This window comes from Paracoccus sp. NIOT.M2S5SZ12, from assembly GCF_057748165.1.
The window spans coordinates 192,500-216,624 of the sequence record NZ_JBYLFR010000002.1; the positions used below are offsets into that span (position 1 = coordinate 192,500).

A 24,125-nucleotide genomic window follows, 5' to 3' on the forward strand; every position below is an offset into this window, starting at 1 on the left:
CTTGGTCGCGCGGGGCTTCAGGCTATTGCGCGATCCGCGCCACGGCGGCACCGGCGCCGGTCGCGATCTGCAGCGCGGCCCATTCCTTGGCCGCGTCGTTGCGGGCCGTGGCCGCCTGCAGCCGTGCCGCGGCACGCTGGCGGTCGGCGTCCAGCAGGTCGACCAGGGGCAGGGCGCCCGCCTCGAAGTTGGTGCGGGCCAGCGCATAGGCGCGGTCATAGCTGGCGGCGGCCTGTTCCAGCGCATCGACGCGCTGACGCAGGCGGCGCAGGTTCGACTGGCTGGTCTGCACGTCCTCGACCGCGGAGGCGACCTGGCTGCGCCAGGTCAGATCGGCCTGTCGCGCCTCGGAGATGCGGCGGCTGCGGGTCGCGGCCAGCACGCCTTGATTGGCGACGGGCAGGCTGATGCGCGGGCCGAAGCCCCAGGTCGTGGCGCCGCTCTGGTCGCTGACGGTGCCCGACAGCGACAGCGACGGCAGCATGTCGGCCGTGGCGACGCCCACCGCGGCCAGCGCCTGGACCACATCCTGCTGGGCCGCGCGCACGTCGGGCCGGTTGCGCAGCAAGTCGGCGGGCACCCCGGTCCCCGGCCCGGGAGGGATGCGCAGCGCGGCCGATCCGCCCCGCATCTGCGCCATCAGCGGCTCCGCCTGACGGTTCAGCAGCGTCGACAGGCGATAGACCTGCGCGTTGAACTGCGCCTCGAAGTTCGGCAGGTCGGCCTGGGCCGTCTGCAGCAGCGCCTCGGTCTGGGCGATATCGAAATCGGTGGCGAGGCCAAGCGCCTGGCTTTCGCGGGTGACGCGCAGCGTGGCCTGCCGCGCCTCGATCGTGTCGCGCGTCAGGGCCAGCGCCTGCTGGTTGAAGCGGGCGTCGGAATAGGCGCTGATGACCTCTGCCAGCCAAGCCAGGCGCGTGACCTGGGCCTGCGCCTCGGCCGAGGCATAGGCGGCGGCCGCCCCCTCGCGGGCGCGCCGGGCGCCCCCGAACAGGTCGAAGACGAAGCCCGCCGAGAGGTTCGCGCTGCGCGTGGTGCCGGTCGGGATGCCGTCTCCGCCGGTGCGGGCGCGCGACGCGGTGGCGGGTTCGCCGGTGATCTGCGCCGCCAGGGGCTGGGTCGCTTGAAGGTCGGCGGCGGCGGCGCGGATGCGTTCGTTGGCGCTGATGATGTCCAGGCTGGTGCCCAGCCCGTCGGCGATCAGGCGTGACAGGGTGGGGTCCTGGTAGCCCGACCAGAAGGCGGTCGTGCCGACCTGACCGGCGGGGGCGGCGTCGCCCTCGTCGAAGGTCGCCTGGACGCGGGTGTCGGGCAGGTCGGTGGGGTCGGGCCCCACCGCCGCACAGGCCGAGATCATCAGAAGCGCCGTCAGCGACAGCGTCGCCCGGGTCATGCGGGGGAGGGTCACGAGGTCTTTTCCTTTCGCGAGATCATCTGCCGCAGCTTCAGCACGGCGACGTAGAAGACGGGCACCAGGAAGATGCCGATCGCGGCCGAGGAGGCCATGCCGCCCAGAACGCCGATGCCGATCGAGTTCTGCGCACCCGCACCCGCACCCGAGGCGATGGCCAGCGGCAGCACGCCCAGCATGAAGGCGAAGGTGGTCATCAGGATCGGCCGCAGGCGCTGACGCGAGGCGATCAGCGCGGCCTCGATCATGGTCTTGCCCTCCTTGATCTGGGCCTCGGCGAACTCCACGATCAGGATCGCGTTGCGCGCCGCCAGGCCGATGGTCGTCAGCAGGCCCACCTTGAAGTAGACGTCGTTCGACTGTCCGAAGAACAGCGCCGCCGCCAGGGCCCCGAGGATGCCCACCGGCACGGTCAGCATGACCGCCAGCGGCACCGACCAGCTCTCGTAGAGCGCGGCCAGCGACAGGAACACCACCAGCGCCGACAGCGCGAAGAGCAGCGGTGCCTGGTTGCCCGACAGGCGCTCCTGGAACGACAGGCCCGTCCAGGCGGTGCCGAAGCCGCCCTCCTGTTCGGCGACCATCGCCTCCATCACGTCCATCGCCTCGCCCGAAGAGAGGCCGGGCGCGGCCGCGCCGGACAGCTCCAGCGCGCGGGTGCCGCCAAAGCGCGCCAGGGCCTGCGGCTCCTGCTGCCAGCTCTGGTCCGCGAAGGCGCCGAAGGACACCATCTCGCCCTGGCCGTTGCGGGCGTACCAGCGCTCGATGTCCTCGGGCTGGCTGCGGGCGGCGGCCTCGCCCTGCACGATCACAGGGCGCAGGTCGTTGCCCAGGGCAAAGTCGTTCACGTCGCGCCCGGCGAAGATCACTGACAGCATGGCGTTCACGTCACCGATGTTCAGACCGAAGGCCGCGGCCTTCTGCTGGTCGATGTCCAGGCGCAGGGCGGTCTGGCTGACGGCGGTCTCGAGGCCGCGCAGGTTGGTGACCTGTCCGCCCTCCTGCGCCTTGGCGACCAGCTGTCCGGCCGCCTGGACCAGCGCGTCCTGACCCTGTCCGGCCTGGTCCACCATGTACATGGTGAAGCCCGACGAGGTGCCCAGACCCTGGATCGCAGGGGGCTGCAGCACGAAAATCTGGCCCTGGCGGTTGGTGGTGAAGAAATAGCCGTTCGCGCGGTTCACCAGCGACGCGATGTCGAAGCCGTCGCGCTCCTCGTAGTCGCGCAGCTTGATGAAGACGATGGCGTTGTTCTGCCCGGTCCCGGCGAAGCTGAAGCCGAGCGCGGCGAAGACGGATTCGACCGTGTCGGTCTCCTGCGTCAGCAGATATTCCTCGACCTTCTCGACCAGCGCCTGCGTCTGCTGGGTGGTCGATCCGTCGGGACCCTGGATGATGGCCAGCGCCACGCCCTGGTCCTCGTCGGGCAGGAACGATCCGGGTAGGCGGTCGAACAGCGTCAGCACGCCGAAACCGATGGCCACCAGCACGATCAGCATCCGCAGCGGGCGCTTGACCAGCCGTGTGACCAAGCCGACATAGCCATGCGTCGTGCGGTCCAGGTTGCGGTTGAACCAGCGCGCGGGCGCGATGCCGCCCTGACCGTGCTTGCGCGGGCGCAGCAGGCTTGCGCACATGGCCGGGGTCAGGATCACCGCCACGCCCAGGGACAAGATCATCGCGGTGATGATGGTGATCGAGAACTGTCGGTAGATCACCCCCGTCGCGCCGGTCTGGAAGGCCATCGGCAGGAACACCGCCGACAGGACCAGCACGATGCCGACCAGCGCCGAGGTGATCTCGTCCATGCTCCTCTCGGTCGCGGCGACGGGGTCGAGACCCTCCTCCTCCATCACCCGCTCGACGTTCTCGACGACCACGATGGCGTCGTCGACCAGAAGGCCGATGGCCAGCACCAGCGCGAACATGGTCAGCGTGTTGATGGAGTATCCCGCCGCCGCCAGCACCGCGAAGGTGCCCAGCAGCACGACCGGGATCGCCACGACCGGGATGATCGTCGCCCGCCAACTCTGCAGGAAGACCAGGATCACCAGGAAGACCAGCAGCACGGCCTCGGCCAGGGTCTTGTAGACCTGGTTGATCGACTTCTCGACGAAGGGCGAGGTGTCGTAGGGATAGACCACCTCGACGCCCGCGGGCAGGACGCCCGCCAGATCGTCGATGGTGGCGCGCACGGCCTCGGCGGTGGAGACCGCGTTGGCGCCGGTCGCGAGGTTCACAGCCAGCGCCGCCGCCGGGTTGCCGTTGTAGCGCGAATTGCCGCCATAGCTCTCCTGACCGACCTCGATCCGGGCGACGTCGCCCAGAAAGACGGTCGAGCCGTCCGGGTCAACGCGCAGCAGGATGCTCTCGAACTCCTCGACGGTCGAGAGCTGCGACTGCGCGGTGACCGAGACGGTCAGGTTCTGCCCCTCGGCCGCGGGCTGCGCGCCCAGATCGCCCACCGTGACGTTGGTGTTCTGCGCCGCGACCGCGGCCGTCACGTCGGCGGGGGTGACGCTGTACTGGACCATCTTCATCGGGTCCATCCAGACGCGCATCGCATAGCCCGAGCCGAAGACGTTGATCGAGCCCACGCCCGAGACGCGCTTGACCGGGTCCTCGATGTATTGCGAGATCAGGTCGCCCAGCTCGACGGTCGAGAAGCTGCCCTCGGGGGCGGTCAGCGCCGCCACCAGCAGGATCGAGCTGGTCGAGCGTTCGACCTGCACGCCCTGCTGCTGCACTACGTCGGGCAGCTGCGAGGTGACCAGCTGCAGCTTGTTCTGCACCTGCACCTGCGCGATCTCGGGGTCCACCGTGTCGTCGAAGGTCAGCGAGACCGAGGCCGAACCGGGCGTCGAGTTCGCCGTCATGTAGGTCAGGCCGTCCAGGCCCGTCATCGCATCCTCGATGACGGTCGTCACCGAGGATTCGACGATCTCGGCCGAGGCGCCGTTATAGGCCGCGCTGACGCGGACGGTGGTAGGGGCGATCTGGGGATATTGCTCGATCGCCAGGCTGTTCAGGCCAAGCGCGCCGACCAGCATGGTGATCAGGGCGATCACCCAGGCAAAGACCGGGCGGTGAATGAAGAAACGGGCCATCGGCGCTTACTCCGTGCCGGTCGCGTCGGCGGGGGCGTCGGTCGCGGGGGCGTCCGCCGGCGAGGCCTCTGCGGGTGGGGCCTCGGCGGTGGCGGGCTGGGCCGCGTCGCCCTGTGCGGGGGCCGCGTCGCGCACGACGCCGGTGTCGTCGACGGTGACGGGCACCGATACGACCTCCATTCCCTCGGCCAGGCCCGCCGTGCCGTCCACGACCAGCATGTCGCCGTCCTCAAGCCCGTCGGTCACGATCCATTGCTGGCGATAGCTGCCGTCCTCGGTCAGCTGGCGTTGGGTGACCTTGCCGTCCTCGACCACCCAGGCCGAGAGGTTGCCCACCTTGTCGCGCACCGCGGCCGACTGCGTCACCAGGATCGCCGAGGTCACGCCCAGATCGACCTGGCCGCGCAGGAACATGCCCGGCAGCAGCAGGTTTTCGGGGTTGTCGAAGCGGAACCGCGTGTCGATCGACCCGGTCGAGGTCGAGACCGTCACCCCCGGCGCGACCAGCTGGCCCACGGCCTGATACTCGCGGCCGTTCTCCAGCGTCAGCGTCGCGGCCAGTTCGTCGTTCAGCCGCAGGCGGCCGTCATTGATGTCGTCCAGCACGCTGAGAAACCGCGAGGAGGGCTCGTACATGTCCACCTCGATCGGGTCCAGCTGGGTCACGGTGGCCATCGCGTCGGCCTGACCGGCCGAGACCAGATCGCCGATCGAGGCCGCCGAGACGCTGGCGATGCCCGCGATGGGGCTGGTGACCAGCGTCCAGTCCAGCTCGGACTGCGCCAGGGTGCGGGCGGCCTCGGCCGATTCCAGCGCGGCGGTGGCCTGGTCCAGGGTGGCCTGCGCCTCCTCGACCTGGGCCTGGGTGGTGCCGGAGCCCAGAAGCTGCTGCGTGCGGTTGAAGGCGGACTGCGCCTGCGTCACCTGGGCGCGGGCCGAGGCAACCTGCGCTTCGGCGCTGGCCAGGTTGGCGCGATAGGTGGTGTCCTCGATGCGGAACATCGGCGCACCGGCCTCCAGCTGCGTGCCGGGCTGATACAGGATCTCGGTCACCAGCCCGCCGACGCGGGGGCGGATCGCGGTCTCATTCACGGCGACGGCGCGGCCGGGCAGGGTGACGATGCGCGGCACGTCCTGCGTCGTCACCTCCATCACGCCGACCTGCTTGGGCGGCATGCCCTCGGGCGCCTGCGCCAGCACGGGCGTGATCGACAGAATCGCGGAGGCCAGGGCGGCGCCCATCATAAGTCTTTGCTTTGACATCATGTTTTTCCTGGGTTGGCACCTGACGGCGCGTCGCTTTGGGATGCTGATTGCATGTTTATGCGGAGTATGCAATGTTTGCTTTCCGTGCACGAGGAGCCTGCCCAAAACATGAACAGCAACCTGCGCGACAGGCGGCGCCAGCAGACCGCCCGCGAGATCCAGCTTGCCGCTCTCAGGCTCAGCCTGAAATCGGGATATGCGGCCGTCACGACCGACTCCATCGCCGCCGAGGCGGGCATCAGCACCCGGACCTTCTTCAACTACTACCCCAACAAGCAGGCGGCCGTGCTGGGAACGCCGCCGCAGCCGGACAGTTGCACGGCGGAATGGATTGTCGCATCCGACGCGCCGCTGGTCGACGATCTGGCCTGCCTGCTGGGCCGGATGCCGGAGCTGAAGGAGCTCGACCGTCAGGTCGTCCGGATGATCGAGCAGGTCTGGGACAGCACGCCCGAACTGATGACCGTATTCCGCAATTCGATGGACAGCATTGCGCAGACCCTCGGCGGCATGCTGGTCCGCCGCCTCGGCGCCGAGCGCGAGGTCGAGGCGATGCTGGTCGCGGAACTGGCGACGCACGCGCTGTCCCACGCGGTCCGCACCTGGGCCGCGGACGAGACGATGACCCTGGAGGACATCACGCCGATGATCCGCGACACGTTGCGCCGCGTGGGCGGGCTGCTGTAAGGCGGCACCTCAGAAGGTCAGTCGCGTCCGCCGCGTCGTGCCGGTGGTCTCGACCTCCAGCGTGCCGTTGATCTGGGCCGCGGCCCCCTCCAGCAGGATCGACCCGAAACCCTCGTTCGTCTCGACCTCGGGGCGGGCGGTGTCATAGGTCTCGATCCAGTCCATGACGCTCTGGCCGTCGGCCAGTTGCCATGACACGTCCAATCGCCCCTCGACCGGGCCCAGCACGCCGTACTTGAAGGCATTGGTGGCCAGTTCGTGCAGGATCAGCGACATGGGCACGACGCGCTTGGCCGGTATGGACAGCGCGTCTCCCTCCAGCGTGACGCGTCCGCCGTCATAGGGTGCCAGCGTCGTCTCGATCAGCGCGCGCAGCGGGACCTCGGATTTCTGGCCCTTGGCGGTGGTCAGGCCGTGTGACCCGGCCAGGGCGTTGATGCGCGCGCAGACCTCCTCGACCACGGTCTGCGCGTCGTCGGTCTCGCGCGCGGCCATCCGCAGCATCGCCGAGATCTGCGTGAACAGGTTCTTGACCCGGTGGTCCATCTCCGAGATCACCGCCTCGCGCAGCTGGGCCGCCGATTGCGCGGCGGTCACGTCGACCATCACGCCCAGCACGCGCGTTCCGCCCTCGTCACCGCCGAACCGGGCGCCGATCGTCTCCAGCAAGGTGCCGCTGCGGCTGTCCGCAGACGGGCGGATCACCCGGCGGAAAGGCTCGCCCCGCGCGCAGGCGGCCAGATCGGCCATCAGCCCCTCGCGCTCGTCCGAGGCGATCAGGGCGGCGAAGGCCTGCAGCGGCAGGCGCGCGGTCTCTCCCAGACCCAGCAGGTTGGAACTGTCGTCGATGGTCAGCACCCGGTCGCGCGCGTCATAGTCCCAGACCGCGATCCGCGCCATCGAGCGCACGGCGTTCAGCCGCTCCTCCTGGCGTCCGACCTCGGCATGCAGGTCGCGCAGGGCGGTCACGTCCTCGAAGACCAGCATGGCGCCGTCCAGACGCCCGTCCGCGCTGCGATAGGGCTTGGCGTCCACCCGCCAGATGCGGTCGGCCTGCGCCTCGCGCAGTTCGGCGGTCTGCGCCTCGCCGCGCTGCGCGACCTCGGCCGCCATGCGCAGCAGCACGTCGCTGGCGAAGACGTTCGACACATCGGCCAGCGGGCGGCCGTGATCGGACTTGCGCAGCGGAAAGATCTGCAGCGCCGCGCCGGTGAAGTTGCGCACCCGCACGTCGCGATCGACCACCAGCAGCGGGATCTTGGTCGCCGAGAAGAAGTTCTGAAGGTCGCTGTTCGCGGCGGTCAGGTCGTCGACCTTGGATTTCAGCTCGTCGTTGACGGTGCTCAGCTCCTCGTTCGTGGACTGAAGCTCCTCGTTCATCGACATCATCTCTTCGTTGGAGCTCTTCAGCTCCTCGTTCGCGGTCTCCAGCTCCTCAACCGCGCTGTGCAGCTCGATCCGCGTCAGGCGCAGCTGCTCCTCCAGCAGGTCCGACCGCGATTCCGTGACGCTCAGCTCGTCGGTCTCGTCCGACGGGCCGGTGACGGCGGGGGCGCCCGCCTCGTGGAACACCATCAGCACGCTGCGGTCGGGCAGGGGTTCGGCGAATAGCGTCACCGGCTGCGCGCCCAGCTCGGATCGCGCTATCAGGTTGCGCACGATCACCGCGCGGCCGGTCGTGCCGACCTTGTCCAGCGCCGCCGTCACCGCCTCCTTGAGGCCCGGATGGACGATGGACGGGGCCAGGACCGGCTTCCTCGCCATCGGATCGACCGACAGGAACCGACCCAGCCTGCCCGCCGACCACAGCAGCTCTCCGGCGCGCGACAGCTGCAGGGAGGCGGGGGCGAAACGGTCCAAAACCCGGCGCTGCGCGGCGACGGCCGCATCCGCAGCCCCCGAATTGCCCTTGGCGCGCGCCCGGCCGGCCGGCCCCCCGCGATCCACGTCGCCGCGCAGGAAGGGCATGTCCAGCGGCATCCGCGCCTGGCTGCCGTCGCGGCGATAGAGGCGGGCGGGGCGGTCCAGCTCGGTAAAATGCGCAGCTTCGCGGCGCACGCCTTCGGACGGGCCGAGGAACAGGTAACCGCCCGGCCGCAGCGCGTAATGGAACAGCGGCAGGACCCGGCCCTGCATGTCCTCGTCCAGATAGATCAGCAGGTTGCGGCACGAGATCAGGTCGACCCGCGCGAAGGGCGGATCGCGCAGCACCGAATGCAGCGAGAACCGCACCCGGTCGCGCAGCTGCGGCGTGATCTGCATCAGCGCGTCGCGATGGGTGGTGTACTCCGCCCGTAGCTCCTCGGGGATGTCGGCCAGCGCGCTGATCGGATAGGTGCCCGCGCGGGCGATCTCGATCATCTTCTTGTCGATGTCGCTGGCGAAGACCGTGAAGCGCGGGCGCAGGCCGGCCGCGCGCATCTCGGTGTCGATCAGCATGGCGATACTGTAGGCTTCCTCGCCAGAGGAGCAGCCCGCCACCCAGACCCGCAGCTCCTCGCCGTCGGCGGCCGCGACCAACGGCCGGATCGCCTGTTCGCGCAGCGTCTGGAACAGCTCGGGGTCGCGGAAAAAGCGGGTGACGTTGATCAGGAACTCGTTTAGCAGCAGCTCGCACTCGTCGGAATGCTGTTTCAGATGCTCCAGATAGGCACCGCTGTCCGCGATGTTCAGCACCTGCAGGCGGCGGCGGATGCGCCGCACCAGGGTCGACATCTTGTAGCCCGAGAAGTCGTGCCCGCAATGCTCCAGCAGGTGCTGGCAGATATGGCGCGCATCGGCCAGCATCCGGTCCTCGGCTACCTCCATGTCGCCGGAATCGAAGAACTGCAGGATCGCCGGGACGATCCGGTCGGGTGGCAGGACGTAATCGACCAGCCCGGTCGCCTCCGCCGACAGCGGCATGCCGTCGTAACGCGCCGTGCGCGGTTCCTGGATGACGCAGATGCCGCCATGCTCCTTGACGGCACGCAGGCCCAGGGTGCCGTCCGCGCCTGTCCCCGACAGGATCACGCAGGCGGCGGCAGGGCCGCGATCCTGGGCCAGGCTCTCGAAGAAGTCGTCGATCGGACGGCGCAGGCCGCGCGGCTGGTCGAAATCGGTCAGGTGCAGCTGGCCGTCGCTGATCAGCATCCGCGCGCCGGGGGGGATGGTGTAGACATGGCCGGGGCGCAGCACCGTGCCGTCGGTCGCCTGCATCACGCTCAGCGCGGTACGGCGGTCCAGCAGTTCGGCCAGCACGCTGTCATGGGTCGGGTCCAGGTGCTGGATGACGACATAGGCGGCCGGGTCCTCGCGGCGGGCGTCGCGCAGCAGGTCGTGCAGGGCCTCGAGGCCCCCGGCCGAGGCGCCGATGCCGACCACGGCAAAGTCCGGGCGCGCCTCCTGGCGCTGTGGCGAGGCGTCATTCATCGCGCAGGCTGATCCTTGCAAGCGTGCTGATCGAGCGCGCGATCAATTCGGTGGAATCGGCCATGATCAGGCCGAACTGACCCGCGGCGCGGCGCAGGTCGGACATGTTGCGCCCAAGCGTCGCGTCATCCTGCGCCAGCGTGCCCGCCGCCGTCGCCGCTGTGACGTCGAACTGCGAGGCGATGAGAAAACGCAGCCCGCCCGTCTGGTCTCGCAGCTTGGACATGAAGACCAGATTGGTGAAGCGCCGCCCGTCGCGGGCATAGTTCAGGACCGGGAACCGCCCCTCGTCTCGCGCGTCATCGGCCAAGAACAGGCCCATGTCGCGGACCTGTTCGGGCGGCGTGTCGGGACCCTGCAGGAACCGGCAGTTGCGCCCCTGAACCTCGTCGGCGTCATAGCCGGTCAGACGGCAGAATCCGTCATTGACCAGGCACAGCGGCATGTCCCCGTCACAGGTCGCCAGGGCGATCGCAATTCGGGACCGCGCAATCTGGTTGCGCAGGGCATCGGGCAGATGGTGGTTGGGCATCGTCATCCTGTCTCGACAGGCCCCTCACCTGACGTTCAGGCGGACTCTATGAATTCAGTTCCCGAGGGGCAAGTCACGTTTTGCGCAGCGACCCGCCCGGCGCGGTCAGATTGCCCCGCCGCAGGCCGTCAGCCAAGCGCGGATCGCAACCAGCGCCTCGGGTTCGTCCAGCCAGGGGATATGCGCGCGGCCCGGCACCTCGGCCCGGATCATATCGGGGCGCATGGCCTGCATCCGGTCCGCGACCGCGACCGACAGCAGGTCCGAATTCGCGCCCCGGATCAGCGCGACCGGCAGCCCGGCCGTGGCCTTCCACAGCGGCCAGAGATCGACCGGTGCCCCCTCGAATGCGGCCAGGAACGCCTCGCGCAGCGCCGGATCATAGGCGATGCGCAGGCCCTCCGGCGTCTCGTGGTAGTGCCGCCGGACATCCTCCAGCCACCGGCCCTCCGGGACATCGGCGAAGCCCGGCATCACCTCGGGCAGCCGTGCGGCCAGGGCCGCGTGGGTCCGGACGGCCGGATTGCGACCGACATAGTCGAAGATCCGCTCCAGCCCGGCGCGCTCGATCTCGGGGCCCACGTCGTTCAGGCACAGCCCGGCCAGCCGGTCATGCGCCGTGGCCGCCAGGAACAGCCCGACCAGACCGCCGCGCGATGTACCCAGCACCGCCGCCCGGTCGATCCCCAGATGGTCCAGCAGCTCCACTGCATCGCGCGCCTCGCGCGGCACGGTATAGGTCGCGGCCCCCGTCCAGTCCGACGCACCACGCCCGCGATAATCCATGCGGATCATCCGCACCCCGCACAGATGCGGCGCGACATAATCGAAATCGGACATGGCCCGCGTCAGCCCGGCCAAGCACAGGACCGGCAGCCCGGCGCCCTCGTCGCTGAACGCGATCCGCGCCCCGTCGTCCGCCGTGAAGTGACCCATCGCGCCGCCCTTCTTCTTCATGAAAATATCCTCGGGGGTCCGGGGGCAGACAGCCCCCGGCCTCTGCGGCATGTCCCTGCCTAGAGGTTCTCGCTCTGCGGCATGCCCAACACGTGATAGCCGCCATCGACCATCACGATCTCTCCGGTGGTGCAGGCGCCCCAGTCCGAGGTCAGCCAGACGGCGGTGCCGCCGATGGCATCCAGCGTGGCATTGGCGCGCAGGGGGGCGTTCGCCTCGGTATGGCGGAAGGTCTTGCGCGCCCCGCCGATGGCCGCGCCTGCCAGCGTCTTCATCGGGCCGGGGCTGATCGCGTTGACGCGGATGCCGTCCGGGCCCAGGTCGTTGGCCAGATAGCGCACGCTGCTTTCCAGCGCGGCCTTGGCGACGCCCATGACGTTGTAGAAGGGCGTGACCCGGTTCGATCCGCCATAGGTCAGGGTGATGATCGACCCGCCGCCCGATCCGTCCTTGGCCGCCATCAGCGGATGGGCGCGGCGCGCGACCTCGATCAGCGAATAACAGCTGATCTCCAGGCTGTGCTTGAAGTTGGCGCGGCTGGTGTTCATGAACCGGCCGGCCAGCTCGTCCTTGTTGGAGAAGGCCACGGCATGGACCAGAAAGTCCAGCCGTCCCCACCGCTCGGCCAGCGTCTCGAAGGCCGCATCCAGCGACGCGTCATCCGTGACGTCCACGTCGATCAGCAGGTCCGATCCGACCGATGCGGCCAGCGGCTCGACCCGCTTGCCGAAGGCCTCGCCCTGATAGGAGAAGGCCAGCTCGGCCCCCTCGGCGGCCATCGCCCGCGCGATCCCCCACGCGATGGAGCGATCGTTGGCGACCCCCATCACAAGCCCGCGCTTGCCCTTCAGAAGATCGCCCATGCTCTGTCCCTTGTCTCAGTCCTGATAGCGCGACATCAGCAGGGTGGCGTTGGTGCCGCCAAAGCCGAAGCTGTTCGACAGGACCGAATCCAACCCCGCATTGTCCACGCGGCTGGTGGCAATCTCGCCCGGTTGTATCTCGGGGTCCAGCGTCGTGACGTTCGCGGAGGCCGCGATGAAGTCATTCTGCAACATCAGCAGGCTGTAGATCGCCTCATGCACGCCCGTCGCGCCCAGGGAATGGCCGGTCAGCGACTTGGTCGAGCTGACGGGCGGGGTCGAACCCTCGCCCCAGATGCGGCGGATGGCCTTGATCTCGCCCAGATCGCCGACAGGGGTCGAGGTGCCATGCGCGTTGATGTAGTTGACCCGACGCCCCTCGGGCAGGGTGGACAGGGCCAGGCGCATCGCCCGCTCGCCGCCCTCGCCCGAAGGAGCGACCATGTCGTAGCCGTCGCTGGTCGCGCCGTAGCCCGTGACCTCGGCATAGATCCTGGCGCCGCGCGCCAGGGCATGGGACAGCTCCTCCAGGACGACGACGCCGCCGCCGCCTGCGATGACGAACCCGTCGCGGGTCGCGTCATAGGGGCGCGATGCGGTCTCTGGCGTGTCGTTGTATTTCGACGACATCGCGCCCATCGCATCGAACAGGCAGGACAGCGTCCAGTCCAGCTCCTCGCCACCGCCGGCGAAGACGATGTCCTGCTTGCCCATCTGGATCTGCTCGACCCCGTTGCCGATGCAATGCGCGCTGGTCGCGCAGGCCGAGGTGATGGAATAGTTCACGCCCTTGATCTTGAAGGGCGTGGCCAGGCAGGCCGAATTGGTCGAGGACATGCAGCGCGTGACCATGAAGGGGCCCATGCGCTTGGGCGCGCCCTTCTCGATCACGGTCTGATGGGCCAGGAAGAAGTTCGACGTGGACGGCCCGCCCGATCCCATGATCAGGCCGGTGCGCGGGTTAGAGACGTCGCTCTCCTCTAGGCCGCTGTCCTTGATGGCCTGCTCCATGGCGATGAAGTTGTAGGCCGCACCCGGACCCATGAAGCGCAGGTCGCGCTTGTCGACATGGTCCTCCAGCACGATCTGGGGCATGCCGTGGACCTGGCTGCGGAATCCGTGCTCCGCATATTCCGGGGCTGCGACGATGCCCGAACGGCCCGTGCGCAGGCTTTCGGTGACCTCGTCGGCATTGTTGCCGATGGGGGATACGATACCAAGCCCGGTGATGACGACGCGGCGCATGGGGGCCTCCTTCTGGATGGGGTCAGCTGGCCGAGAGGGCCACTTTCATGTCCTTGACCTGATAGATCAGCTCTCCGTCGGCCTCGACCCGGCCGTCGGCGACGCCCATGGTCAGGCGGCGGGTCTGCACGGCCTTGGTGAAGTCGACGGTATAGCGCAGCAGCTTGCGGTCGGGGCGCACCATGCCGGTCAGCTTGACCTCGCCCACGCCCAGGGCATAGCCGCGCCCCTGCCAGCCGCGCCAGCCCAGGTTGAAGCCGGTCAGCTGCCACAGCCCGTCCAGGCCCAGGCAGCCCGGCATGATCGGGTTGCCGGGGAAATGGCAGCCGAAGAACCACAGGTCGGGCTGGATGTCGAATTCCGCCACCACATGGCCCTTGCCATGCGCGCCCCGATCCTCCGAGATGTCGGTGATGCGGTCCATCATCAGCATCGGCGGCTCGGGCAGCTGCGCATTGCCGGGGCCGAACAGCTCTCCGCGCGCGCAGGCAAGCAGGTCGTCGCGGTCGAAGCTGGTCTGGGTCATCGCCATGCGGGTCGTGCCTTTGTCATCTAGGCCCCTGCGGGCCGGTCGGTTTTCAGGTTGCCGCAGGGTCTATCACCCGGGGCAAGACCCGCGCAAGGGCAAGCGATGTCCGCGGCCCGGCGGCTCAGAACCACTGGCCGGGCTCCATCAGGCCCAGATCCATCAGCTGCTGGCTGCTCCAGTCGAAGCGGTGCGAGTTGCGCCAGGTCATGTCGCCGATCCGCTCGCGCGAGCCGGGATTGGTCACCAGCGCCTTGGCCACGCGGAAGGACGCGATGGCCGCCGTCAGGTTGTGGTGCCAGGGACAGGAATAGGTGTTGTATTCCTCCACCGAGAAGCGGTGGTCGGCGGTGACGGTCAGCCCCGGCGCCGCCTGGAACAGTGCGATGCGGTCGATGCGGCGGCGGTCGGCCGGCAGGAACTCCTCATAGCGCCAGCGCAGCCCGCCATGGAAGTCCAGCTGCCGCTCCCGGACCTGCCCGTCCGCGCCCCTGCGGCCCAGGGCATAGTATCCGGCCCGGTCGAACATCGCGTTGTCGGGGTCGACCGCATCGGGCGCGGCCTTCAGGTCGGGCGCATAGAGGTCGATCACGTAGGTCAGCATCGCCGGCCGGCGTTCCTCGGTGTGGAAGGCCAGCATCTCGCCCACGCTGCGCGTCTCGCAGAAGGGAAAGAACAGGAACTCGGCGTTGAACGCGTAATAGAGCCAGGTGCCCGGCGCCACCGCGCGGATCACCGCGTTCACCGCCTCCACATGCGCGGCGGGGCGGCGGCAGTCGTGCGACAGCTGCGTGACGCGCCCCGCCATCGTCTCGGGCAGGTCCTGGGGCTGGTCGGACATCAGCAGGACGTGCCGGAAGCCCAGGTCCAGGTGGTGCTGGACGGTGCGCTCGACCGCCTTGTCATCCTCGCCCAGCAGGATGGCCAGCGGGCCCTTGGACAGCACGGCGGGCCGGGAGGCCAGGAACGCGTCGCGCGGCCGGACGGGAAGGGCAGGCATCAGCGCATCACCGCCTTGACCTGCTCCAGCGCGGCGGCCAGCAGGGCGGGGTCCGAGCCCGCCTGCGCGACCAGCTGCTTCAGGGTGGCCTTCTGCGCGTCGGGGATGGCGGCGTCGTTGATGATGCGCTCGACCTCGGCGCGGTCGAAGCCCTCGGGGGTCAGCAGCGCCTCGATGCGGGCGGCGACAGAGGCGGCGTCGGCGGTCTCGGCTGCGGCCTGGGCGGCATCCTGGGTGGCCTCGGCGGCGGTCTCGGCCGCGCCCTGGGTCAGGCCCGCCACGCCCGATGTCGCGCCGGCGGCCGCGGCCGCGGCCCGGTCGGCGGCGGCCAGCGCGGCCTCGGCTGCGGCCTCGGCCGCATCGGCGGCCTCGCTGGCGGGGGCCACGCCCGCATCCTCGGAGGCGCGGGCGGCCTCGGCGGCGGCGTCGGCGGCGATGGCTGCGGCATCGGCGGCCGCGTCCGCCGCGGCACCTGCGGCGGCCTCGGTGTCGGTGCCCGGATCGACGATGGCGCGATCCGCATCCTCGGCGGCCTCGGCCGCGGCGCCGGCGGCGTCGTCGGCCATCTGCGCGGCATCATCCGCAACCGGCGCGGCGCTGTCCTGGGCGGGCGCCTGCGCCACGACCGTCTCCGCGCCGTCATCGGCCGGGGCCGGCGCGCTCAGCCGCTGCTGCCACAGCAGGCCCACGGCGCCCAGCCCCACGACCAGAACCACAATGATCGGCGTCCGTTTCGGCATGGCTGTCCCCCTGGTCCTGCGGCCCTTTGCGCCTCTATGGCACAGGCCCCGCCGTGGGAAAAGCGTCGCGGGCGGTGCGGGGGGCGGCGAATGCCGGAAAACCGGGACCTAAGGGGCCGCAACACATCAATTCCGGTTGAATATCGGCGCGGTTGCCCTTATTTTCCTGTCACTTCGCCTTGGCCATATAAGGAGCATCGCCATAGCCCGCCGTCCGCATAACGCACCGCCCCAACGCGACACCGGTCCCCGCACCAACGAACGAATCCGCGTGTCCGAAATCCGCCTGATCGGCCCCGAAGGGGAGAACATCGGCGTCGTGCCGCCCTCGGTCGGCCTGCAGATGGCGCAGGACGCGGGTCTGGATCTGGTCGAGATCTCGCCCAATGCAGCCCCTCCGGTCTGCAAGGTCATGGACCTCGGCAAGTACAAGTACGAGATGCAGAAACGCGAGGCCGAGGCCCGCAAGAAGCAGAAGGTCATCGAGGTCAAGGAGATCAAGTTCCGTCCCGGAACCGATACTCACGACTACGATGTCAAGATGCGCAGCGTCCTGAAGTTCCTGGAAGGCGGCGACAAGGTCAAGGTGACCCTGCGCTTCCGCGGCCGCGAGATGGCCCACCAGGATCTGGGCCTCGAACTGCTGAACCGCGTACGCGACGACGTGGGCGACAACGGCAAGGTCGAATCCATGCCCAAGTTGGAAGGCCGGCAGATGGTGATGATGATCGCGCCCCGCTGAGGCCGCGACACCCGAACCTGCCCGAAAGGCCGCGCAGGCATTGCCGCGCGGCCTTTTGCGTTGCATGGATGGGCGCATGACCCATGCTCCCGTCCTGCGCGTGATGCGCCTGCCCGACGCCGATCCCGACCTGCCTCTGCCCGCCTATCAGACGGCGGGCGCGGCGGGGGCCGATCTCTGCGCCAACCTTCCGTCCGCCCTGCGTGAGGGTGGCGTCACGCTGCCCCCCCTGGGCCGCGCGCTGATCCCGATCGGTCTGGCCTTGGCCATCCCCAAAGGCTGGGAGGCGCAGATCCGCCCCCGCTCGGGCCTGGCGCTGAAGCATGGCATCACCCTGCCCAACAGCCCCGGCACGATCGACTGCGACTATCGCGGGCCTCTGGGGGTAATCGTGCTGAACCTGGGCGACGCGCCCTTCACCATCCGCCACGGCGACCGCATCGCGCAGATGGTGCTGGCCCCCGCCCCGCAGGCGCGCTTCGATCTGGTCGACAGCCTGGACGGGACGGCGCGCGGGCAGGGGGGCTTCGGCTCGACCGGCGGAGGTGCGGGTCTGTGACCGGCCTCTTTCTGATCGTCATGGCGCTGATCCTGGGGTGGGTGCTGCACCTGCCGCGTCAGGTGACGCTCCTGGTCGTGGCGGTGCTGTGGGTGGGCATGCTGGCGCTGCAGGTCGCGGCGCCGGGCAGTTCGGCGGCGGCTGCCGTGGGCGGCAATGCGGCGGGCTGGCTGGTGCTGGGCGCGGTGGTCGCGCTGGTCGCGGGATATCGCCGCCTGCTGCGCCGGCTGCGCGTGCAGGCCACGCCCCCCGCGCCGGTCGCCACCTTCGATCCTTCGCTGTCCGAGGCCGAACTGGACCGCTACGCCCGCCATCTGGTGCTGCCGCAGATCGGCGGCGCGGGGCAGATGCGGCTGAAATCGGCGCGCGTGCTGATCGTGGGCGCGGGGGGGCTGGGGGCGCCACTGTGCCAGTACCTGACCGCCGCGGGGGTCGGGCGGATCACGCTGGCCGATGACGACACGGTGGCGCTGTCCAACCTCCAGCGTCAGGTCATCTTCCGCGACGACCTGCGCGGTGAGCCCAAGGCCTACGCCGCGGCCCAGGCCATGCTGGCGCTGAACCCGCATCTGGACGTGACGCCCCTGACGCGGCGCATCACCGAGGCCGACGCGGACCTTATCGCGCAGCACGACCTGGTGATCGACGGCACCGACAGCTTCGCGGGGCGCGCGGCGATCAACCGCGCCTGCGTGGCGGCGGGGGTGCCGCTGATCTGGGGCGCGATCGGGCAATGGGACGGACAGGTCAGCCTGTTCGACCCGGCGCGCGGCGGTCCGTGCCTGGCCTGCCTGTTCCCCGCCGCGCCAGAGACCGACGCCCCCTGCGCCACGGCGGGCGTCGTGGGCGCGCTGCCCGGCATCGTCGGCAGCATCATGGCGCTGGAGGCGATCAAGCACCTAACCGGCGCGGGTCAGGGCCTGCGCGGGCGGATGATGCTGTTCGACGCCCTGTATGGCGACAGCCGCATGATCGCCACCGCGCGGGACCCTGCCTGCCCGGTCTGCGGGACGCAATCGGCGCTGGAACCCGCGGCGGCGCAACCCTAGGCTGCCCTCCGACGACAGGAGGCACCATGAACCCGCAACTGACCCGCTGGACCGGCCCCGAGGGGCTGCCGCGCTTTGACCTGATCCGCGACACCGATTTCGCCCCCGCCTTCGACGCCACGCTGGCCCAGGCCGAGGCCGCGCATGAGGCGATCGCCGCCAACCCGGAGGCGCCCGATTTCGCCAACACCATCGCGGCGATGGAGCTGGCCGATGAGGGGCTGAACCGGGTCCTGTCGGTCTTCTACACGCTGGCGGGGGTCGATTCGAACGATGCGCGCCAAGCGTTGCAGCGCGATTTCGCGCCGCGCCTGGCGGAATATGGCAGCCGGATCAGCATGGACCCGCGCCTTTACGCCCGCGTCCGCGCGGTGGCCGAGGGGGCCGATGCCCTGGCCCCGGAGGATCGGCGCATCACCGAGCTGGCGCTGCGCGACCTGACGCGGGCGGGGGCGGGGCTGGACGCGGAGGGCCGGGCGCGCATGGCGCAGATCCGCGCCCGGCTGGCGGTGCTCACCACCGAATTCACCCAGAACGTGCTGACGGATGAGCGGGACTATGTCCTGCTCGTGGCCGATGACGCGCTGGCGGGGCTGCCCGACTGGCTGGTCCGCGCGATGCGCGCCGCCGCGCGCGAGCGGGGGCGCGAGGGGCAGGTGGTGACGCTGAACCGCTCGCTGATCGTGCCGTTCCTGGAGCATGCGCAGGACCGCGCGCTGCGCGAGACGGCGTTCCGGGCCTGGACCGCGCGCGGATCGGGCTCGGGCGCGGGCGGTGAGGCGACCGACAACCTGCCGCTGGTCTCCGAGATCCTGGCCCTGCGCCATGAGCGGGCGCAGCTGCTGGGCCATGCCGATTTCGCCAGCTACAAGCTGGAGACGCAGATGGCAGCGACGCCCGAGCGGGTGCGCGACCTGCTGTCCCAGGTCTGGACCGCCGCCCGCGCCCGCGCCCTGTCCGATCAGGAGGCGCTGACCGCGATGCTGCATGCGGATGGCGTCAACGGCCCGCTGGAGGCCTGGGACTGGCGTCTTTACGCGGAACGCCACCGGGCGCAGACCCATGATTTCGACGCCGATGCGGTCGCGCCCTATCTGACGCTGGACGCGATGCTGGGCGCGGTCTTCGACGTGGTGCAGCGCCTGTTCAGGCTGGAGTTCCAGCCGCTGGAGGCGCCCTTGTGGGCGCCCGACGTGCGGGCCTGGCGGGTGACGCGGGACGGGGCGCTGATGGCGATCTTCGTGGGCGATTACTTCGCGCGGCCCTCCAAGCGGTCGGGGGCCTGGTGTTCGGCGCTTCAGGTGCAGCACAGGATCGGGGAGGGGCAGCGGCCCATCGTGGTCAATGTCTGCAACTTCACGCCCCCGGAGCAACCGGGCGGGCCTGCCTTCCTGTCCTGGGACGATGCGCGCACGCTGTTTCACGAATTCGGCCATGCGACCCATCACATCCTGTCGGACGTGACCTGGCCCTCGATCTCGGGGACCTCGGTCGCGCAGGATTTCGTGGAACTGCCCAGCCAGCTCTATGAGCACTGGCTGGAGCAGCCCGCCGTGCTGGACGCCCATGCCCGCCATCATGAGACGGGCGATGCCCTGCCCGCCGACCTGCGCGACCAGATGCTGGCCGCGGGCAAGGCGGGGGCCGGGTTCTCGACCGTGGAATATCTGGAGAGCGCGCTGGTCGATCTGGCCTTTCATGAGGGCGCGCCTGCCGCGGACCCGATGGCGCGGCAGGCCGAGGTTCTGGCCGGGCTGGAGGCGCCGGGGGCGATCCCCATGCGCCATGCGACGCCGCATTTCGCGCATGTCTTCGCGGGCGACAGCTATGCGGCGGGCTATTACAGCTACATGTGGTCCGAGGTGATGGATGCCGATGCCTTCGCGGCCTTCGCCGAGACGGGCGACATCTTCGATCCCGCCACCGCGCGGCGGCTGGAGGAGACGATCCTGTCCAAGGGCGGATCGGCGCCCGCGGATCAGCTGTGGATGGCCTTTCGGGGCCGCATGCCGGGCGTCGATGCCCTGCTGAAAGGGCGCGGGCTGGACTGAGGCCCGCGCGACAGGAAGAAGGAGAAGACCCATGACCCCCATCCTGCCCGCCGCCCTGCTGGCGGTGCTGGCCCTTGCGGCCTGCAAGACCGAGACCGCCGGCGTTTCCGCGCCGCCCCCCGCGCAGGGCGGCGCGGCGCTGGTCGACGGGACCTATGACCTGCGGGCCGAGGCCTGCGGGGATCCGGCCTCCGAGACGCGGCTGACGCTGGCCGGGGAGAGCTGGCGGTTCTACGAGGCGCGCTGCACGCGCGGCGCGGTGGGGGCGGACGGGTCGCTGAGCCTGAGCTGTTCTAGCGAGGGGATGACCGACACGCGCGCCCTGACCGCCGTGATGGAGGGCACGTCGCTGCGCGTGACCGATGCGGGGGGTGCGCGGCTCTATCAGCGCTGTCCGGGCTGAGGGCGTCCGGGTCCGGGTGCGGGGGTGCCGACCGATGGTCGGCGTGCTGCCGCCCGGGCCTTGCGCGCCGCTGACGCGGCGCGGTCGTGCGGGGCCGGGGCGGGGTGCCCCGGCCCTGTGGCTCAGTCGATCTCGACCAGGAGGTCCTTGGCGTCGATCTGCTGGCCTGGGGCGACATGGAGCGCCTTGATCGTGCCGTCGCGATCGGCGTGCAGGCCGGTCTCCATCTTCATCGCCTCGATGGTCAGGAGCATGTCGCCCTGCGCGACCTTCTGGCCCGCGGTCACCGCGACCGAGGCCACGACGCCCGGCATCGGCGCGCCGACATGGCCCGGATTGGCGGCATCGGCCTTGGGCCGCGCGGCCTGCGCGCCGGTGGCCTTGCGGTTCGGCACGCGGACCTGACGCGGCTGACCGTTCAACTCGAAGAAGACCTTGATCTGGCCGGCCTCGTCCGTCTCTCCCAGGGTCAGCAGGCGCACCTCCAGCGTCTTGCCGGGGTCGATCTCGACGCTGATCTCCTCGCCAGGCTCCATGCCGTAGAAGAAGCTGCGCGTGGGCAGAGTGCGGACCGGGCCATAGGTCCCGTGGCGCTGCATGTAGTCGGTGAAGACCTTGGGATACATCAGGTATCCGGCCAGATCCTCGTCATCGATCGTCTTTCCGTCCAGCATCTCGGACAGCTTGGCGCGTTCGGCCTCCAGATCGACGGGGGGCAGATGCGCGCCGGGGCGGTCGATGATCGGGGCCTCGCCCTTGAGCACCTTGGCCTGGATCGCCTGCGGCCAGCCGCCGGGGGGCTGGCCCAGATTGCCGCGCATCATGTCCACCACCGAATCGGGGAAGCTGACATCCTTGGCCGGATCCAGCACGTCGGCGGGCGTCAGGTTCTGCGCCACCATCATCAGCGCCATGTCGCCAACGACCTTGGAGGAGGGCGTGACCTTCACGATGTCGCCGAACATGCGGTTCACGTCGGCATAGGCCTGGGCGACCTCGTGCCAGCGATCCTCCAGCCCCATCGACCGGGCCTGGCCCTTGAGGTTGGTGAACTGCCCACCGGGCATCTCGTGCAGATAGACCTCGGAGGCGGGCGATTGCAGGCCGCTCTCGAAGGCGGCATAGCTTTCGCGCACGCGCTCCCAGTAGTTGCTGATCGCGCGGATCGCGCCGATGTCCAGACCGGTGTCGCGCTCGGTCCCGGCCAGAGCCTCGACCACGGAGCCGAGCGTCGGCTGGCTGGTATTGCCCGATAGCGCGTCCATGGCGCAATCGACGGCATCGACGCCCGCATCGGCCGCAGCCAGGATCGTGGCGCCGCCCATGCCGCTGGTGTCATGGGTGTGGAAGTGGATCGGCAGGCCGACCTCCTCCTTCAGCGCGCGAATCAGGAGGCGCGCGGCGGCGGGCTTCAGGAGGCCCGCCATGTCCTTCAGGCCCAGCACATGCGCGCCCGCGGCCTTCAGCTCTTGCGCCGTGCGGACATAGTATTTCAGGTCGTATTTCGACCGGTCCGGGTCCAGCATGTTGCCGGTATAGCAGACGGTGCCTTCGCAGATCTTGCCGCTTTCGATCACCGCATCCATGGCGACGCGCATGTTCTCGACCCAGTTCAGGCTGTCGAAGACGCGGAACACGTCGACCCCGGTTTCCGCCGCCTGACGCACGAAGAACTGCACGACGTTGTCGGGATAGTTGGTGTAGCCCACCCCGTTCGACGCGCGCAGCAGCATCTGCGTCATCAGGTTGGGCATGGCCGCGCGGATGTCGCGCAGGCGCTGCCAGGGGCATTCCTGCAGGAAGCGGTAGGCCACGTCGAAGGTCGCGCCGCCCCAGCATTCCACGCTGAACAGCTGCGGCAGGTTGGCGGCATAGCTGGGCGCCACGCGGATCATGTCGATCGAGCGCATCCGCGTCGCCAGCAGCGACTGATGCCCGTCGCGCATGGTGGTGTCGGTGATCAGCAGGTGCTTCTGCGCGGCCATCCAGTCGGCCACAGCCTGGGCGCCCTGGCTCTCCAGCAGCTGACGGGTGCCGGGGGCGGGGGTCGCGATGGGCGCGGGGGGCTGGGGCGCGCGGGCCTGGGCCGGGGGCAGGGCGCGGCCTGCGGTCTCGGGATGCCCATTCACGCTGATATCGGCCAGATAGGTCAGGATGCGCGTCGCCCGGTCCTGGCGCTTCTTGAAGTCGAACAGGTCGTCGGTCGTGTCGATGAACTTGGTCGTGTAGGTGTCGTCCAGGAAGGTCGGGTGCTTCAGCAGGTTGATGACGAAGTCGATATTCGTGCTGACGCCCCGCACCCGGAACTCGCGCAGCGCGCGGTCCATGCGACGGATCGCCTGGTCGGGGGTCTGTGCCCAAGCCGTGACCTTGACCAGCAGCGAATCGTAATAGCGCGTGATGACGCCGCCCGAATAGGCGGTGCCGCCATCGAGGCGGATGCCCATGCCGGTCGCGCTGCGATAGGCGGTGATGCGGCCGTAATCGGGGATGAAGTTGTTCTGCGGGTCCTCGGTCGTCACCCGGCATTGCAGGGCATGGCCCGACAGGGTGATGTCGGCCTGGCTGGCATGGCCGGTGGCGCTGGCCAGGGTCTCGCCCTCGGCGATGCGGATCTGGGACTGCACGATGTCGATGCCGGTGACCTCCTCGGTCACGGTATGCTCGACCTGGACGCGGGGGTTCACCTCGATGAAGTAGAACTGCTGGCTGTCCATATCCATCAGGAACTCGACCGTGCCGGCGTTCTGATAGCCGACGGCCTGCCCGATCTTCAGCGCCAGGCCGCAGACCTCGGCGCGCTGGTCCTCGGTCAGATAGGGGGCAGGGGCGCGTTCCACGACCTTCTGGTTGCGGCGCTGCACGGTGCAGTCGCGCTCATAGAGGTGATAGAGGCCGCCATGCGTGTCGCCCAGGAGCTGAACTTCCACATGGCGGGCGCGCAGAATCATCTTCTCCAGATAGCCCTCGCCATTGCCGAAGGCGGCCTCGGCCTCTCGGCGGCCCTCGCGGACCTTCTCGACCAGCTCCTCGGGGCCGTTGATCGGGCGCATGCCGCGACCGCCGCCGCCCCAGCTGGCCTTCAGCATCAGCGGATAGCCGATCTGGGCGGCCTCGGCCTTGATCGCGTCGAAGTCGTCGCCCAGCACCTCGGTCGCGGGGATGACCGGCACGCCCGCCTGGATCGCCACGCGCCGCGCGCTGGCCTTGTCGCCAAGCGCGCGCATCGTGTCGGCGCGCGGGCCGATGAAGGTGATCCCGGCCGCCACGCAGGCATCGACGAAATCGGGGTTCTCGGACAGGAGGCCGTATCCCGGATGGATCGCGTCGGCCCCCGACAGCTTGGCCACCCGGATGATCTCGGGGATGGACAGATAGGCCGCGACCGGGCCCAGCCCCTCGCCGATGCGGTAGGCCTCGTCCGCCTTGAAGCGGTGCAGACCCAGCTTGTCCTCCTCGGCATAGACGGCGACCGTCCTCTTGCCCAGCTCGTTGGCCGCGCGCATCACGCGGATGGCGATCTCGCCCCGGTTCGCCACCAGAATCTTCTTGAACATGCCAAGCCCCCTTCCTCGT

18 protein-coding genes are annotated in these 24,125 nt (G+C 69.6%); 6 read left to right on the plus strand and 12 right to left on the minus strand.

Annotated features, from left to right (window positions below):
- Window positions 1–22: 22 nt before the first annotated feature.
- The 3 genes from AC2SGK_RS02780 to AC2SGK_RS02790 are packed head-to-tail and all read right to left on the minus strand — an operon-like array spanning window position 23 to window position 5,760.
- On the minus strand, window positions 23–1,408 hold the full coding sequence (locus AC2SGK_RS02780) for an efflux transporter outer membrane subunit (RefSeq protein ID WP_488322072.1): 1,386 nt from the start codon (window positions 1,406–1,408) through the stop codon (window positions 23–25).
- Window positions 1,405–4,518, minus strand: coding sequence for an efflux RND transporter permease subunit (locus tag AC2SGK_RS02785; protein WP_488322073.1), 3,114 nt, complete (start codon window positions 4,516–4,518; stop codon window positions 1,405–1,407). The genes AC2SGK_RS02780 and AC2SGK_RS02785 overlap by 4 nt, the downstream gene beginning before the upstream one ends.
- A 6-nt stretch (window positions 4,519–4,524) precedes the next feature.
- Window positions 4,525–5,760 carry an efflux RND transporter periplasmic adaptor subunit gene (locus AC2SGK_RS02790; RefSeq protein WP_488322074.1) on the minus strand — a complete coding sequence of 412 codons (1,236 nt, stop codon included), beginning with the start codon at window positions 5,758–5,760 and terminating at the stop codon, window positions 4,525–4,527.
- A gap of 132 nt (window positions 5,761–5,892) precedes the next feature.
- On the opposite strand from AC2SGK_RS02790, the gene AC2SGK_RS02795 reads away from it, so the two are divergent.
- Window positions 5,893–6,471 carry a TetR/AcrR family transcriptional regulator gene (locus AC2SGK_RS02795; RefSeq protein ID WP_488322075.1) on the plus strand — a complete coding sequence of 193 codons (579 nt, stop codon included), beginning with the start codon at window positions 5,893–5,895 and terminating at the stop codon, window positions 6,469–6,471.
- 9 nt (window positions 6,472–6,480) lie between these two features.
- On the opposite strand, the gene AC2SGK_RS02800 is transcribed toward AC2SGK_RS02795, so the two are convergent.
- From AC2SGK_RS02800 to AC2SGK_RS02835, 8 genes are all read right to left on the minus strand, one after another.
- Window positions 6,481–9,882: a chemotaxis protein CheB gene (locus tag AC2SGK_RS02800; RefSeq protein WP_488322076.1), complete on the minus strand. Its 3,402-nt coding sequence runs from the start codon at window positions 9,880–9,882 to the stop codon at window positions 6,481–6,483.
- A complete protein-coding gene (locus tag AC2SGK_RS02805) occupies window positions 9,875–10,414 on the minus strand; it encodes a PAS domain-containing protein (protein WP_488322077.1) in 540 nt (179 codons plus the stop codon). The genes AC2SGK_RS02800 and AC2SGK_RS02805 overlap by 8 nt, the downstream gene beginning before the upstream one ends.
- Window positions 10,415–10,519: 105 nt before the next feature.
- The gene (locus tag AC2SGK_RS02810; protein ID WP_488322078.1) at window positions 10,520–11,371 is read right to left on the minus strand and encodes an alpha/beta fold hydrolase; all 852 of its coding nucleotides are present in this window, start codon (window positions 11,369–11,371) and stop codon (window positions 10,520–10,522) included.
- 59 nt (window positions 11,372–11,430) lie between these two features.
- The gene (locus AC2SGK_RS02815; RefSeq protein WP_488322079.1) at window positions 11,431–12,234 is read right to left on the minus strand and encodes an enoyl-ACP reductase FabI; all 804 of its coding nucleotides are present in this window, start codon (window positions 12,232–12,234) and stop codon (window positions 11,431–11,433) included.
- A 15-nt stretch (window positions 12,235–12,249) separates the two neighbouring features.
- Entirely contained in the window at window positions 12,250–13,479 is a 1,230-nt protein-coding gene (gene fabB / locus AC2SGK_RS02820; protein WP_488322080.1) for a beta-ketoacyl-ACP synthase I, read from the minus strand.
- A gap of 22 nt (window positions 13,480–13,501) precedes the next feature.
- The gene (gene fabA, locus AC2SGK_RS02825) at window positions 13,502–14,011 is read right to left on the minus strand and encodes a bifunctional 3-hydroxydecanoyl-ACP dehydratase/trans-2-decenoyl-ACP isomerase (protein ID WP_488322081.1); all 510 of its coding nucleotides are present in this window, start codon (window positions 14,009–14,011) and stop codon (window positions 13,502–13,504) included.
- Between the two features lie 118 nt (window positions 14,012–14,129).
- Window positions 14,130–15,005: a glycosyltransferase family 2 protein gene (locus AC2SGK_RS02830; protein WP_488322082.1), complete on the minus strand. Its 876-nt coding sequence runs from the start codon at window positions 15,003–15,005 to the stop codon at window positions 14,130–14,132.
- Window positions 15,005–15,745, minus strand: a complete 741-nt coding sequence (locus AC2SGK_RS02835; RefSeq protein ID WP_488322083.1) for a hypothetical protein — start codon at window positions 15,743–15,745, stop codon at window positions 15,005–15,007. The genes AC2SGK_RS02830 and AC2SGK_RS02835 overlap by 1 nt, the downstream gene beginning before the upstream one ends.
- Before the next feature lie 202 nt (window positions 15,746–15,947).
- Here AC2SGK_RS02835 and infC point away from each other — a divergent pair, with 202 nt between their 5' ends.
- The 5 genes from infC (at window position 15,948) to AC2SGK_RS02860 (ending at window position 20,549) form a co-directional block, all read left to right on the plus strand.
- Window positions 15,948–16,487 carry a translation initiation factor IF-3 gene (gene infC / locus AC2SGK_RS02840; protein ID WP_488322201.1) on the plus strand — a complete coding sequence of 180 codons (540 nt, stop codon included), beginning with the start codon at window positions 15,948–15,950 and terminating at the stop codon, window positions 16,485–16,487.
- 76 nt (window positions 16,488–16,563) lie between these two features.
- Window positions 16,564–17,046 carry a dUTP diphosphatase gene (gene dut / locus AC2SGK_RS02845; protein ID WP_488322084.1) on the plus strand — a complete coding sequence of 161 codons (483 nt, stop codon included), beginning with the start codon at window positions 16,564–16,566 and terminating at the stop codon, window positions 17,044–17,046.
- Window positions 17,043–18,095, plus strand: a complete 1,053-nt coding sequence (locus tag AC2SGK_RS02850; RefSeq protein WP_488322085.1) for a HesA/MoeB/ThiF family protein — start codon at window positions 17,043–17,045, stop codon at window positions 18,093–18,095. The genes dut and AC2SGK_RS02850 overlap by 4 nt, the downstream gene beginning before the upstream one ends.
- Before the next feature lie 26 nt (window positions 18,096–18,121).
- Complete coding sequence (locus AC2SGK_RS02855; protein ID WP_488322086.1) at window positions 18,122–20,146, plus strand: M3 family metallopeptidase; 2,025 nt, start codon at window positions 18,122–18,124, stop codon at window positions 20,144–20,146.
- 31 nt (window positions 20,147–20,177) lie between these two features.
- Window positions 20,178–20,549: a hypothetical protein gene (locus AC2SGK_RS02860; protein WP_488322087.1), complete on the plus strand. Its 372-nt coding sequence runs from the start codon at window positions 20,178–20,180 to the stop codon at window positions 20,547–20,549.
- A 122-nt stretch (window positions 20,550–20,671) separates the two neighbouring features.
- On the opposite strand, the gene AC2SGK_RS02865 is transcribed toward AC2SGK_RS02860, so the two are convergent.
- Window positions 20,672–24,106, minus strand: a complete 3,435-nt coding sequence (locus AC2SGK_RS02865) for a pyruvate carboxylase (protein WP_488322088.1) — start codon at window positions 24,104–24,106, stop codon at window positions 20,672–20,674.
- Between the last annotated feature and the right edge of the window lie 19 nt (window positions 24,107–24,125).

Excerpts from the sequence above, each read along its gene's own strand:
- AC2SGK_RS02785 (WP_488322073.1), bottom strand. The coding sequence starts at position 4,518 with ATGGCCCGTTTCTTCATTCACCGCCCGGTCTTTGCCTGGGTGATCGCC.
- AC2SGK_RS02790 (WP_488322074.1), bottom strand. The coding sequence starts at position 5,760 with ATGGGCGCCGCCCTGGCCTCCGCGATTCTGTCGATCACGCCCGTGCTG.
- AC2SGK_RS02795 (WP_488322075.1), top strand. The coding sequence starts at position 5,893 with ATGAACAGCAACCTGCGCGACAGGCGGCGCCAGCAGACCGCCCGCGAG.
- AC2SGK_RS02800 (WP_488322076.1), bottom strand. The coding sequence starts at position 9,882 with ATGAATGACGCCTCGCCACAGCGCCAGGAGGCGCGCCCGGACTTTGCC.
- AC2SGK_RS02805 (WP_488322077.1), bottom strand. The coding sequence starts at position 10,414 with ATGCCCAACCACCATCTGCCCGATGCCCTGCGCAACCAGATTGCGCGG.
- AC2SGK_RS02810 (WP_488322078.1), bottom strand. The coding sequence starts at position 11,371 with ATGAAGAAGAAGGGCGGCGCGATGGGTCACTTCACGGCGGACGACGGG.
- AC2SGK_RS02815 (WP_488322079.1), bottom strand. The coding sequence starts at position 12,234 with ATGGGCGATCTTCTGAAGGGCAAGCGCGGGCTTGTGATGGGGGTCGCC.
- fabB (WP_488322080.1), bottom strand. The coding sequence starts at position 13,479 with ATGCGCCGCGTCGTCATCACCGGGCTTGGTATCGTATCCCCCATCGGC.
- fabA (WP_488322081.1), bottom strand. The coding sequence starts at position 14,011 with ATGGCGATGACCCAGACCAGCTTCGACCGCGACGACCTGCTTGCCTGC.
- AC2SGK_RS02830 (WP_488322082.1), bottom strand. The coding sequence starts at position 15,005 with ATGCCTGCCCTTCCCGTCCGGCCGCGCGACGCGTTCCTGGCCTCCCGG.
- AC2SGK_RS02835 (WP_488322083.1), bottom strand. The coding sequence starts at position 15,745 with ATGCCGAAACGGACGCCGATCATTGTGGTTCTGGTCGTGGGGCTGGGC.
- dut (WP_488322084.1), top strand. The coding sequence starts at position 16,564 with ATGACCCATGCTCCCGTCCTGCGCGTGATGCGCCTGCCCGACGCCGAT.
- AC2SGK_RS02855 (WP_488322086.1), top strand. The coding sequence starts at position 18,122 with ATGAACCCGCAACTGACCCGCTGGACCGGCCCCGAGGGGCTGCCGCGC.
- AC2SGK_RS02860 (WP_488322087.1), top strand. The coding sequence starts at position 20,178 with ATGACCCCCATCCTGCCCGCCGCCCTGCTGGCGGTGCTGGCCCTTGCG.
- AC2SGK_RS02865 (WP_488322088.1), bottom strand. The coding sequence starts at position 24,106 with ATGTTCAAGAAGATTCTGGTGGCGAACCGGGGCGAGATCGCCATCCGC.